This window comes from Peteryoungia wuzhouensis (assembly GCF_003205195.1).
Classification (GTDB): Bacteria; Pseudomonadota; Alphaproteobacteria; order Rhizobiales; family Rhizobiaceae; genus Allorhizobium; species Allorhizobium wuzhouense.
The window spans coordinates 56,897-69,504 of the sequence record NZ_QJRY01000009.1; the positions used below are offsets into that span (position 1 = coordinate 56,897).

The following is a 12,608-nucleotide window of genomic DNA, read 5'->3' on the forward strand; positions in this document are numbered from 1 at the left end:
GCGCTCAAAACGAGCGCAATTCACACTGCTTGCGCGGTCCGCCACCATAGGGCTGGTAGGAATTGTCTTGCGCACGATAAGAGCGATAGCGCTGCAGGCAATTCTGAGCATGGGCAGAGCTGATCGCCACAGAAGTGGTGCCATCGGCTACGTCCTGAACCAGTATTGCATTTTCACCCTGAAGCTGACCGGTGGTGGGGCCCTCCAAATGGGGCGAGATGCAGGTGCGCATATCTCCACCGTATGACATGTAGCTGTTGTCATCCGCGCTATAGGATCTGTAGCGCTCCTTGCACCAATCGACATGCTGCTCGGGCAGACGATTCATGTCGCCGCTGTCCGCCAAAGCGCTCGTCTTGATGATGTCGAGGTCCGCCGCGACAGAGGTCGCTGTCAGCTGGACATCAGCCTCCTGCTTCTCTTCAACGCTCGCCATGACGACCTGGCTTCCGTAGCGCGGCGGCAGACGCTCGTAAGTCTGGGCCTGCGTATCGATCCTGACCGGTGTGAGGGTCCAGAGGTCCTTCACATCGAGACCGGTGAAGTGCGGTTCCTCCTCCTGAGGGACGAGTAGTGCCGATGCCATCACGACACCACCCAGCATCACGGTCACGGCAAGTGCGGTACCCGCGAGCAGCGAAGCTACGGATTTCATTGAAGTCTCCATCGATGCGACTATGTGGATGGAGAATGATTTGCTGCCCGGTCGGTTCCATCTGGAACAGGCCGGCTGCTGGAAATGGTTACCGTGTGGTATGACAGCCACCGAATTGAATTGATGGCTGTCTGTTGACCCGTTCAGTGATTGTGGCGGGGCGGCCTCTTGGAGATCTGGCGGAAGCCCTCCGCTCCCTTGATCGTCGCGCCGTCAGCGAGTTGCGTCACGGTTTGGCGATAGAGCATCTGCCAGGGCGTGGCATCCGCAGGAACGGCTGGAATGCCCTCCGCCTTGCGCCGCACGATCTCCTCGTCAGAGACCAGCATGTCGCAGCGGCCCTGGTTGAGGTCGATGCGGATCGTGTCCCCGTTGCGGATCCAGGCCAGTCCTCCGCCGGCCGCACTTTCGGGCGACGCATTGAGAATGGACGGGCTGTCGGCCGTACCGGACTGGCGACCATCGCCTATCGTCGGCAGGCTCAGGATGCCGCGCTGGATCAGGTGGTCTGGCGGCTGCATGTTGACCACTTCAGCAGAGCCTGGCCAGCCAAGAGGCCCCGCGCCCCTGATAACCAGGATGCAGTCTTCATCGATCGCGAGCGACGGGTCGTTGATACGCTTGTGATAGTCCTCCGAGCCGTCGAAAACGATGGCGCGGCCCTCGAAGATGCCTTCGCGTCCCGGCTGATTGAGATAGCGCAGTCGGAATCCCTCCGAAATGACGCTTGTCTTCATGATGGCGAAGTCGAAGAGATTTCCCTTCAGAACCAGGAAGCCGGCGCGCTCGCGCATCGGTTCGCCGTAAGGCTTGATCACCTCGCGGTCGATGGCTTCCTTGCCGGCCAGATTCTCCGCCATGCTCAGGCCGGTGACGGTCGGACAGCTGCCGTTCAGCTTTCCGGCCTGCAGCAGTTCCCACATGATGGCCGGCACACCGCCGGCACGGTGGAAGCGCTCGCCGAGATAGGCGCCTGCCGGCTGAACATTGGCAAGCAGGGGGATGTCAAAGCCGTGGACCTGCCAGTCTTCCGGATGCAGTTCGACGCCTGCATGCTTGGCCATTGCCATCAGATGTGGCTGTGCATTGGTGGAGCCGCCGATGGCGGAGTTGACGCGGATGGCATTGAGGAACGCCTCGCGTGTAAGAATGTCTGACGGCTTGATGTCCTGGAGTACCAGTTCGACGGCCCGGCGGCCGGTGCGATAGGCCATCTGGCCGCGTTCGCGGTAAGCACCGGGGATTGCGGCGCAGCCGGTGAGCGACATGCCGAGTGCCTCGGCCATGGCATTCATGGTCGAGGCCGTGCCCATCGTGTTGCAGTGACCGACGGACGGGGCGGAATCGAGTGCGCGTTCGAGGAATTCTTCTTTGGTGATTTCGCCGGCCGCGTATTTGCGGCGCGAACGCCAGATGACGGTGCCGGAGCCAACCAGTTCGCCATCATGCCAGCCGTCCAGCATCGGTCCGCCTGAAAGTACGATGGCCGGAATGTCCACCGTCGAAGCCGCCATCAGTGCCGACGGCGTGGTCTTGTCGCAGCCAGTCGTCAGCACGACGCCGTCGAAGGGGTAGCCGTAGAGGAGTTCAACCAGGCCGAGATAGGCGAGGTTGCGGTCGAGGGCTGCGGTCGGGCGTTTGCAGTTTTCAAACAAGGGGTGCGACGGAAATTCGATCGGGATGCCGCCAGCATCGCGAATGCCATCACGCACGCGCTTGGCAAGGTCCAGATGGTGGCGGTTGCATGGATTGATGTCGCTGCCCGACTGGGCGATCCCGATGATCGGTTTGCCCGACCTGAGTTCCTCCGGCGTGGTGCCGTAGTTCATGAAGCGCTCCAGATAAAGCGCGGTCATGTCGAGGTGATCAGGGTTGTCGAACCAGTCCTGCGAGCGCAGGCGGCGTTTGGGGTGTTCTGATCCGCTCATTTGCGATCCTCCTCCCGATGGTTGATTTTCTCCAGATGCAGGAGCAGTGCGCTATGATCGGTATCCCCGTTGCCGTCTGCGACAAAGGCCTCGAAGGCGCGACGGATATCTGCGGTCAGGGGTAGATCAAGCGAAAACTCAGCGGCCATGGCAGCCACTGCATTCAGATCCTTCAATTGCAGGCGCGACGGGCCTCCCGGCTCAAAGCGGCGCTCGACCATGCGGGCGCCATGCAGGTCGAGGATGCGGCTCTCGGCGAAACCGCCACGGATGGCTTCGCGAAACTTCTCCCGCGATGCGCCACCGGCTTCAACCAGCATCATGGCTTCGGCAACCGCGCCAATGGTGATCGCCACGATCTGCTGATTGGCGAGCTTGCAGATCTGACCGGCGCCTGACGGTCCGACATGCGTGACGCGGCCGAGGGCGGCAAACACGTCGGTCAGGTCCGAGACTACTGAGGCTTCGCCGCCGGCCATGATGGCCAGTGTTCCGGCTTCCGCCCCGACCACGCCGCCTGAGACGGGCGCATCGACATGGGCGATGCCGCGATCGCTCAGCCTAGCTGAATGATCCTTGGCAATCGGTGGTGCGATCGATGACATGTCGACGACGACAGCGCCCGGCTTGAGGGCTTCGGCGACGCCGGCAGAAAAGAGGACGTCGCCGACGGCTTGGCCGTCCGAAAGCATGGTGATCACGACGTCGGCTTCGCTGACCGCTTCGGCCGCGGTGCGGGCCAAGGTTGCGCCATTGCCGACCAGTGCTTCAGCCTTGCTGATATCGCGGTTCCAGGCGGTCACCGGAAAACCGGCGCCAAGCAATCGGCGCGCCATCGGGGCGCCCATCAGGCCCGTGCCGAGAAAGGCGACGCGCGTTTTGGTCGTCGTTGTCAAAGGCTGCCTCCCAGCTCGTCCTCGATGTGGATGCGGATGATGTCATCGAAGGAGTTTTCCGCGACGAAGCCCAGCTCACGCGCGCGCCTGGCCTCGAAGCCTGGAGCCCAGCCGGCGCAGATGCGCATGATCATCTCGTCCGGCTCGCGTCGGATGAGCTTGACGGCCTTTTCGCCGGCAATGCGGCGGAGCGCCTCGATCTGGTCGCCGACCGTCGCGCTGACGCCCGGCATGGAGAGGTTGCGGCGTGGGCCCACCTTTTCCACGTCGATGGTCGCGCCGTGGAGAAGGAAGCCGACGGCAGAGCGAGGGGAGGCATGCCAATGACGAACATCGTCGGTGACAGGAAGCACGGCTTCCTGGCCGACCAGTGGCTCGCGAAGAATGCTGGAGAAGAAACCGGATGCAGCCTTGTTCGGCTTGCCTGGACGGATGCAGATCGTCGGCAGGCGGATGCCGATGCCGTCGAAAAAGCCCTTGCGGGAATAGTCGGCAAGCAGCAGTTCGCAGATCGCCTTCTGCGTGCCGTAGCTGGTGAGCGGCGTCGTGTGAAATTCGTCCGGGATGGGGAAAGGCAGTGGCGCGCCGACGACGGCGATGGACGAGGTGAAGACAACGCGCGGACGATAGCCGTCTTCAAGATGCGCATGGCGAATCGCTTCGAACAGATAACGCGTGCCGTCCAGGTTGATCTGATAGCCTTTCTCGAAATCGAGTTCGGCTTCACCGGAGACAATGGCGGCCAGATGGAAGATGACGTCGGGGCGGCCGGCAACGAGTTTTTCGGCAGCGCCGGGGGCCGAGAGGTCGGCTGTTTCCAGGGCGACCCGGCCGGTGAAGCCCGCAGGCGCGTCGGGAGCAACAACATCGACCAGCGTCATGGCATCGACAGGTTTGCCATCAAGCGAGCCATCCTTGGTCAGGCGCTGCGCCAACTTCCGGCCAACCATTCCTGCGGCACCGATTATCAAAACATCCATGGTTCTTCTCCTCCGATTCCATTCATCCGCCGAGCGTTCTGCGGGCACAAGCACTCAACCTGAAAAAACATTTGTAAGGTTGTCTGATAACCTTATATTTGACCGTTGAAAACCGAATAGTTGGTCCGGTGCATGCGTGATGCGATCCGGCAGGAGGAATGACATGGAGCGTGGGGGCGTTAATGGAGCCGATATTGGGCTGAGCGACGCGCGCGTGGAGATGCTGAGAGCGCGGCTGGGCGATGATCTCGTGCTGTCGGGAGCGGATACCGAGCGCTATTGCCGCGACTGGCATGGCGATATCACCACCGGGACCGTGGCGGTCATCCGGCCGAGAAGCACTGCCGATGTCTCCGCTGCCGTCAAAGCAATTGGCGATCTAGGCCTTTCGATTGTGCCGCAAGGCGGCAATACCGGGCTCGTTCTCGGTGCAACACCGGATGATCCGGAGGGGCAAGTGGTCATCAGTCTCGAGCGGATGACGGCGATCCGGCGGCTTGACGTCGACGATTTCTCGGCGGTCGTCGAAGCCGGGATCGTTTTGTCGGAGTTCAAGGACAAGGTGGAAGCGGCCGGGCTTTATTTTCCTCTCGCTCTCGGCGCTCAAGGTTCCTGCCGTATCGGCGGCAATGTCTCGACCAATGCCGGCGGCATCAATGTCCTGCGCTACGGGATGACACGCGAACTCGTGCTCGGTCTCGAGGTGGTGCTGCCGGACGGATCGATCTTCGACGGACTGTCGACACTGCGGAAGGACAACCGTGGAATCGACCTGAAGCAGTTGTTCATCGGTGCGGAAGGCACATTGGGGATCGTGACGGCCGTATCGGTAAAACTGATGCCGCCGGCCGAACAGGTGGCAACCGCGCTCCTCGGTTTGAACGCCCTCTCCGATGCTATCGCGCTCTATCGTAGGGCGCGGCGCGATTGCTGCGATCTGATGTCGGCTTTCGAATTCATGCCGCCGGTGGCTTTCACGCTCGCCCGCGAGGTGATGCCGGATCTCGTCATGCCGATGCCGGGGGACTATCCGGCCTATGTGCTGATGGAAATCTCGGGCTCCGGTTTGGTCGATATCGAGGACCTCATGCATCGCTTCCTGGAAGGCGTGATGGAAGACGGTCTGGTGCTTGATGGCGTGGCGGCAGGATCGCGGGCCCAGGCACGCAATCTCTGGCTCTTCCGGGAGGGCATGAACGAGGGGCAGGCGAAGCGGGGGCCGCATCTGCGTACCGATGTCTCCGTACCGTTGTCCAAGCTCGCAGACTTCGTGCAGCAGGCGGAAGAGGCCGTCACGCTGGCGCTGCCGGATTGCCTCTGTGTATCCTATGGGCATGTCGGTGACGGCAACGTGCATCTCAACGTGTTGCCGCCGGCAGGGCTTTCTCGCAGCGAGAGCGATAGCCTGATCTATCAGGCCAAGGGCTTGATCAACGCGGTGCTTGCGCGCTTCGGTGGGTCGATCAGTGCCGAACATGGGATCGGCAGGCTCAAGAAGTCCGACTTTGCCTCGGGGCTCCCTGAAACCCAGGCCCGCCTGCTGGGCGCGGTCAAACGTGCGATCGATCCCAAGATTATCATGAATCCCGGTTGCCAATTGAATTTCGCGGAAGATTCGTGAACAACCGGCTGGGTGGTACGGAGACCAGGTGGGCATGGCGATCGATATAGGTCAAATCAACCTCGCACAGATCAAGCGCAGCGATCATCTTCCGACGCGGATCGCGGCGCAGTTCGCGGCCGAGATCAACGAAGGCCGTCTTTCGCCGGGTGACAAGCTGCCGACCGAACATGTGCTCGCCAAGACGATCGGCGTCAGCCGTTCGGTGATCCGTGAAGCGATCGCCCAGTTGCGCAACGAGGGGCTGGTCGAGACGCGTCAGGGAGTGGGGGCGTTTGTCAGCGAACGACCGGCGCGCCTTATCCGCATCAAGGAGGGGGACCTCTTCGATCCTCAGAGCTTCCGTGCCTTGTTTCAGTTGCGGGTGCCGCTGGAAATCGAGGCGGCAGGGCTTGCGGCCGTGCATCACACGGCTGCCGACCTTGCTCGCATCGATGAAGCGTTGGCCCATATGACCGGTCCTGAGAAATGGTCGCATCAGAGCATCGATGCGGATCTCGCGTTTCACCGGGCAGTCGCGGACGCAACGCATAACGAATATTTCTCGATGTTTGTCGGTTTCATCGCCGAGCGTATCAGCCTCGCGATCGATGCGGCCCGCTCTCGTGCGGTCCTGGAGGAAATCGTCGAGGTGACGATTGCCGAGCATGTGCGGCTGCGAGATGCGATTGCCGGCCGCAACCCGGCCGAGGCGCGTGAGGCGATGCGGCTTCATATGCATGGAGCGGCGAGCCGAATTCAGCTCAGCCTGGAGCAATTCTGATTTTTGGACCGCCGCTCTGACCAAGCCATGGGTTTGGATTGAGCGCGGCGGGGGTAGACAGGGTAGAATTCCCTGCCTATTAATGTTTGCGGAGAGTTGTCAGACATCCTGACAATACGGCAAGGCGACAGGAGGTGTCGCCTGCCTGGGGACGTGGAGGAGGCCCTTCGTGGCGGTGGATCGCAGTTTGAAGTCCGGTGATATTCTTCCCGAGGATGCCGCAGAGGCCATCCTCGTTGGTCGCGTGTGGTCAGAGGCTGCCGGCGGGCCATGCCCGGTATTGGTGCGGGCCGGGCGCGTTCTGGATCTGACCAGCATTTCGGCGACCTCAGCCGGTTTGCTGGAGATGGATGGCATTGCCACACGTCTGGCGCAGGCGTCGGATCTGCCCGATCTCGGATCGGTCGATGATTTCCTCTCCGGCAAATCCGGCCGTCTGCTGGCGCCGATCGACCTCCAGGCTGTCAAAGCAGCGGGCGTTACATTTGCAGACAGCATGCTGGAACGCGTGATCGAAGAGCAGGCAAAGGGCGATTCCGGCCGTGCCCAGGCCATTCGCGGTCAACTGGCGCCCGTTCTCGGTGACAGCCTGCGCGGTGTCGTTGCCGGTTCCGAACAGGCCGCCAAGGTCAAGGGACTGCTGCAGGATATGGGTCTCTGGTCCCAATATCTCGAAGTCGGAATTGGCCCTGACGCGGAAATCTTCACCAAGGCGCAGCCGATGGCGTCCGTTGCCTGCGGCGACATGGTCGGCATTCATCCGATTTCGCAGTGGAACAATCCGGAACCGGAGATTGTTCTGGCCGTACGTTCCAACGGGACGATCGTCGGTGCGACGCTCGGAAACGATGTCAATCTGCGCGATGTCGAGGGGCGTTCCGCGCTGCTTCTGGGGAAAGCGAAGGACAACAATGCGTCTTGTGCGATCGGTCCCTTCATTCGCCTGTTTGATGAACGCTTCACGATCGATGTGTTGCGCACGGTCCGCGTTGCGCTCGTTGTGCGTGGCGAGGACGGCTTCGAAATGAGGGGCGAGAGCCCCATGGAGGCGATCAGCCGCACGCCGGAAAACCTTGTCGCGCAACTGCGGAACCGCAATCACCAATATCCTGATGGTGCCGTCCTGTTCCTGGGCACGATGTTCGCACCGGTCAAGGATCGTCGGGGAGCCGGGCTCGGCTTCACCCACGAGGTGGGAGACCGGGTCGAAATTTCCACGCCGAAGCTCGGGCGCCTGGTGAATTGGGTCGATCGGACCGATGCCTGCCCCGAATGGACTTTCGGAACCCGTTCATTGTTTGCCAACCTGGCCCGTCGCGGCCTTCTCGATCAGGTGTGAGGCGCTGATGACCAAGGCTGTCGATCTGTTCTACCGGTTTCTCGAGTTCCTGCTGATCGTGCTCCTCGGCGGCATGGCGGTGATGGTGTTCGTCAATGTCATCCTGCGCTACGCCTTCAATTCCGGCCTGACGGTCTCGGACGAAATGGCCCGCTATTTCTTTGTCTGGCTGACCTTCATCGGTGCTGTCGTCGGGTTCCGTGAATATGGACACCTCGGCGTGGAATCGCTTGTTGCGCTTCTGGGTCGTCGCGGGCGGATCGTCTGCATGATCCTGTCCAATCTCGTCATCCTTGGCGTATCGGCCCTGTTCTTCTGGGGGACCTGGAAACAGCTGCCGATCAACGCCAGCATGAAAGCCCCGGTCACCGGCCTGTCCATGGGCTGGGTGTATGGTGTCGGCTTCTTCACTGGTGCCGGCTGCAGCCTGATTGCGCTGGAGCGCCTGTTCCGCCTGCTCACCGGCCGCGTCACCGATGAGGAGGTCGCCATGTTCGCTGGCGAGCATATGGGCATCGAAAAACTGGTGGAGCGCGCCTGATGACCCTCGTCGTCTTTATCGTTTCACTTCTCGGCGTCATGGCCATCGGCGTGCCGGTTGCCTTTGCCCTGATGTTCTGTGGCGTCACCCTCATGTGGTACATGGGGATGTTCAACAGCCAGATCATCGCTCAGAACATGATTGCCGGCGCCGATACCTTTACGCTGCTGGCCATTCCCTTCTTCGTTCTGGCCGGTGAGTTGATGAATTCCGGCGGCCTTTCCCGCCGCATCATCGAGTTCGCCATCGCCTGCGTCGGTCATATCCGCGGTGGTCTCGGGATCGTGGCGATCATGGCCGCCGTGATCATGGCTTCGATCTCCGGTTCGGCTGCGGCTGATACCGCCGCTCTTGCTGCCATTCTCATTCCGATGATGGCGAAGGCGGGTTACAATGTGCCGCGCTCCGCAGGCTTGATCGCATCGGGCGGCATCATCGCCCCGGTCATTCCTCCGTCGATGGCTTTCATCGTGTTCGGTGTCGCGGCAAACGTGTCCATCACCCAGCTGTTCATGGCCGGTATCGTGCCGGGGATCCTGATGGGACTTGGTCTGGTCGTTGCCTGGCAGATTGTTGTCCGCAAGGATAATATCACTCCCCTGCCCAAGGCGCCCGCCAAGGAGCGCCTGAATGCCACGGGCCGTGCAGCCTGGGCGTTGGGCATGCCGGTCATCATTCTTGGCGGCATCAAGGCCGGCATCGTGACGCCGACGGAAGCGGCAGTCATTGCCGCAGCCTATGCCATGTTCGTCGGCATGGTCATCTACCGCGAACTCAAGCCTCGGGACCTGCCAGGCGTCGTCCTGCAAGCGGCGAAGACCACATCGATCATCATGTTCCTGGTCTGCGCCGCGCTGGTCTCCGCATGGCTGATCACGGCCGCGAATATTCCGGGTGAGATCACCCGCTATATCGAGCCGCTCATCGATCGTCCGATGCTGTTGATGTTCGTCATCATGCTGCTGGTTCTCGTGGTCGGTACGGCTCTGGACCTCACGCCGACCATTCTGATCCTGACCCCGGTGCTGATGCCGATCATCAAGCAGGCGGGCATCGATCCGGTCTACTTCGGCGTCATGTTCATCATGAACTGCTGCATCGGGTTGATTACGCCGCCTGTCGGCGTTGTGCTCAATGTCGTCAGCGGTGTGGGCCGCGTGCCGCTTGGCAAGGTGGTGACGGGTATTACGCCCTTCCTGCTCGCCCAGATTTTCATCCTGATGTTGCTGGTTGTCTTTCCGGACATCGTCATCGTCCCGGCGCAATGGCTCCGGTGACGCAAGCCTTTTCAACCGTCTCGTTTTATCCAAGGGAGGAAATACAATGAGAAAGTTTCTGCTGACGACCACCGCTCTCGCCTTCTGTGCCGGCGGTGCCGCACCGGCCTTTGCGGAATTCACCGAGCGCACCATCCGCGTCTCGAATGGCATCAATGCCGATCACCCCGTCGGAAACGGCATCGAAGCGATGCAGAAGTGCCTCGATGAAAAGTCGGGCGGCAAGCTGAAGCTGCAAGCCTTCTGGGGCGGTGCTCTTGGCGGTGACCTCCAGGCGACCCAGGCGCTTCGCTCTGGTGTGCAGGAAGCCGTCGTCACCTCGTCCTCGCCGCTGGTCGGCATCGAGCCGGCACTCGGCGTCTTCGACCTGCCCTTCCTCTTCTCCAATGCGCAGGAAGCCTACACCGTTCTCGACGGCAAGTTCGGCGACATGATGAGCGAGAAGCTCGCCGCCGTCGGCCTCGTCAATCTCGGCTACTGGGAAAATGGTTTCCGCAACCTGTCCAACTCGGTTCGCCCGGTCACCAAGTGGGAAGATTTCGAGGGGATGAAGGTTCGCGTCATGCAGAACAACATCTTCCTCGACACCTTCCAGAACCTCGGCGCTAATGCCACCCCGATGGCCTTCGGTGAAGTCTTCTCGGCGCTGGAAACCAAGACGATCGATGCTCAGGAAAATCCCTATGTGACGATCGATACCTCGAAGTTCTTCGAAGTGCAGAAGTACGTGACCGAGACCAACCACGCCTACACGCCGTTCCTGTTCCTCTTCTCCAAGGCAATCTTCGACACCTATGCCCCGGAAGAGCAGGCTGCCTTGCGTGAATGCGCGAGCGTCGGTCGTGACGTCGAGCGCAGCGTCATCGCCGACCTGAACAAGAAGTCGCTGGAGAAGATCAAGGCAGCGGGCCTCGAGGTCAACACGCTGTCTGAAGAAGAGCAGAAGCGCATCCGCGAAAAGTCGATGGTGGTCTACGAAAAGCACAAGGAAGAAATCGGCGCTGACGTCGTGGATTCGATCCTGGCTGAACTCGCCGCAATCCGCAAATAACCTCCCTGGTCGCAGTTTGGCGGCTGCACCAGACAAAGCCCGCAGCGGGAGACCGCTGCGGGCTTTGGCCTTTCAAACGATGCTTGGGGAAGGGCGCTTTATTCCGGAATGGCCGGCAGCACGGTTTCGCGCTTCTTCAACTGTTGTTCTCGGAAGAAGATGAACAGGCCTGATCCGACGATGAGGGATGCCCCGATCACCATGGTGAGGCGCGGAACCTCGCCGAAGAACCACCAGCCAAAAACCACGGCCCAGAGAAGAAGCGTGTATTGCAGCGGAGCGACCGTTGCGGCATCCGAGATCTTCAGGGCGCGGTTGACAAGGATGTGGGCTGTCATGGCGACGATGCCGAGCAGGCCCAGGAGGAGGACCTCGGTGATGGAGGTCAGCGGCGTCCAGTCGAGCGGGGCGAAGACCAGGCCTGCCAGGGCGGCACCGCCCGTCTGGAAGAGAACCAACGTCTTGTCCGGCGTTGCACGCAGGCTGCGTCCCGAGAGCATCATGAAGGCAAACGCTGCGGTGCCGACGATCGAAATGATCGCGGGCGCGGTGAACATGGCACTCGATGGCTCCAGCGTGATGATGACCCCGACGAACCCGATCGCAATCGCCGTCCAGCGGCGCCAGCCAACCTTTTCGCCCAGGAGGAAAGGTGCCGCAGCGGCAACGTAGATGGGGGCCGCGAGCCAGTAGGTCATGACGTCTGCGAGCGGCAGGTACATCACGGCGTAATAGAAGCAAAAGAGTTCGAGCGTCGAGAACACGACGCGCGCGATCTGAAGCCACGGGCGCTCCGCCTCCACAATGGGCTTCGGCCCGGCCATCCAGAGAAAAGGTGCCAAGACCAGAAGAGCTGCGATGCTGCGAATGAGAATGACCTGCCCGAGCCCATAGCTCGCCACCAGCCATTTGCCCATGGCGTCGTTGAGCGCGAAGAGCACCATGCCAAGCAGCATGACGGCGGGGCCGGTGAAGGCACCGAAGATGGATGCCGCTGGGGCATTGGATGGGGTTGTGGTCATTGTCTCTCCCAAACCGTTCGCCGGTCCGCCTGTCGCCGATCTCAGGAAATCGCCGGCGTATCGCTGGTTGTCTTGTTCACCCGGCGGTTCGCTTCATCCGCCGGCGCGCCTCCCGCGCGTTGCTTCTCGTATCCGGTATTGTCATGGCCCCCACCAAATTGCGAGGGCCTTCTGTTCCTCCTCGCAAGCTTTTCACGCTTGAATGGATTTGTTGCGCCGGCGGTTATCAGCCGAGGCTGGCTTTCTCCCGCAACCTCCCAGTTTAGAATTCCGATCTAAGCGTGGTGATTGACCCGTGGGGAAATATGACAAGAATGTGGCCTTGATGCTGCCGGGCAAATCTGCGCGGCGGACTTGGAGAGATTGATGTCGCGAACCCTGGTGAAGAAGTCCAGCTCAGCTGATTTGTCGCGCGCAATGCAGGCGAGTGGCCGGCGCATGGCAATTGCGACGACGGGAGCGTCTATTGCCTTTCTCGCCGTTCTGATCGTCGCCCTTTGAGGCCACACCAACGCAGCTCACCGAGTGATGTCCT

12 protein-coding genes are annotated in these 12,608 nt (G+C 61.2%); 7 read left to right on the forward strand and 5 right to left on the reverse strand.

The features are described 5' to 3' along the window. Positions 1 to 4: 4 nt before the first annotated feature. The 4 genes from DMY87_RS21265 to denD all read right to left on the reverse strand — a co-directional run bounded on the left by DMY87_RS21265 (position 5) and on the right by denD (position 4,459). Positions 5 to 655: a BA14K family protein gene (locus DMY87_RS21265; RefSeq protein WP_165826395.1), complete on the reverse strand. Its 651-nt coding sequence runs from the start codon at positions 653 to 655 to the stop codon at positions 5 to 7. Between the two features lie 143 nt (positions 656 to 798). Further along, positions 799 to 2,583 (reverse strand): IlvD/Edd family dehydratase, encoded by a 1,785-nt coding sequence (locus tag DMY87_RS21270; protein ID WP_110793643.1) that lies wholly within the window; start codon positions 2,581 to 2,583, stop codon positions 799 to 801. Next, positions 2,580 to 3,479, reverse strand: a complete 900-nt coding sequence (locus DMY87_RS21275; RefSeq protein ID WP_280953050.1) for an NAD(P)-dependent oxidoreductase — start codon at positions 3,477 to 3,479, stop codon at positions 2,580 to 2,582. The genes DMY87_RS21270 and DMY87_RS21275 overlap by 4 nt, the downstream gene beginning before the upstream one ends. Then, positions 3,476 to 4,459, reverse strand: a complete 984-nt coding sequence (gene denD, locus DMY87_RS21280) for a D-erythronate dehydrogenase (RefSeq protein WP_110793644.1) — start codon at positions 4,457 to 4,459, stop codon at positions 3,476 to 3,478. Before denD ends, DMY87_RS21275 begins: the two co-directional genes overlap by 4 nt. Positions 4,460 to 4,622: 163 nt before the next feature. On the opposite strand from denD, the gene DMY87_RS21285 reads away from it, so the two are divergent. The 6 genes from DMY87_RS21285 (at position 4,623) to DMY87_RS21310 (ending at position 11,051) form a co-directional block, all read left to right on the forward strand. Then, complete coding sequence (locus tag DMY87_RS21285) at positions 4,623 to 6,080, forward strand: FAD-binding oxidoreductase (protein ID WP_110793645.1); 1,458 nt, start codon at positions 4,623 to 4,625, stop codon at positions 6,078 to 6,080. 34 nt (positions 6,081 to 6,114) lie between these two features. Beyond that, positions 6,115 to 6,843 (forward strand): FadR/GntR family transcriptional regulator, encoded by a 729-nt coding sequence (locus DMY87_RS21290; RefSeq protein ID WP_110793646.1) that lies wholly within the window; start codon positions 6,115 to 6,117, stop codon positions 6,841 to 6,843. A 169-nt stretch (positions 6,844 to 7,012) separates the two neighbouring features. Then, positions 7,013 to 8,182, forward strand: coding sequence for a fumarylacetoacetate hydrolase family protein (locus tag DMY87_RS21295; RefSeq protein WP_110793647.1), 1,170 nt, complete (start codon positions 7,013 to 7,015; stop codon positions 8,180 to 8,182). A 7-nt stretch (positions 8,183 to 8,189) separates the two neighbouring features. Then, entirely contained in the window at positions 8,190 to 8,723 is a 534-nt protein-coding gene (locus DMY87_RS21300) for a TRAP transporter small permease (RefSeq protein ID WP_110793648.1), read from the forward strand. Further along, complete coding sequence (locus DMY87_RS21305) at positions 8,723 to 10,000, forward strand: TRAP transporter large permease (protein ID WP_110793649.1); 1,278 nt, start codon at positions 8,723 to 8,725, stop codon at positions 9,998 to 10,000. The genes DMY87_RS21300 and DMY87_RS21305 overlap by 1 nt, the downstream gene beginning before the upstream one ends. Positions 10,001 to 10,046: 46 nt before the next feature. Further along, a complete protein-coding gene (locus DMY87_RS21310; RefSeq protein WP_110793650.1) occupies positions 10,047 to 11,051 on the forward strand; it encodes a TRAP transporter substrate-binding protein in 1,005 nt (334 codons plus the stop codon). Between the two features lie 98 nt (positions 11,052 to 11,149). Here DMY87_RS21310 and DMY87_RS21315 read toward each other — a convergent pair whose 3' ends face one another. Beyond that, complete coding sequence (locus tag DMY87_RS21315; RefSeq protein ID WP_165826396.1) at positions 11,150 to 12,073, reverse strand: DMT family transporter; 924 nt, start codon at positions 12,071 to 12,073, stop codon at positions 11,150 to 11,152. Between the two features lie 366 nt (positions 12,074 to 12,439). On the opposite strand from DMY87_RS21315, the gene DMY87_RS24560 reads away from it, so the two are divergent. After that, positions 12,440 to 12,574, forward strand: coding sequence for a hypothetical protein (locus DMY87_RS24560; RefSeq protein WP_280953051.1), 135 nt, complete (start codon positions 12,440 to 12,442; stop codon positions 12,572 to 12,574). Positions 12,575 to 12,608: the final 34 nt, after the last annotated feature.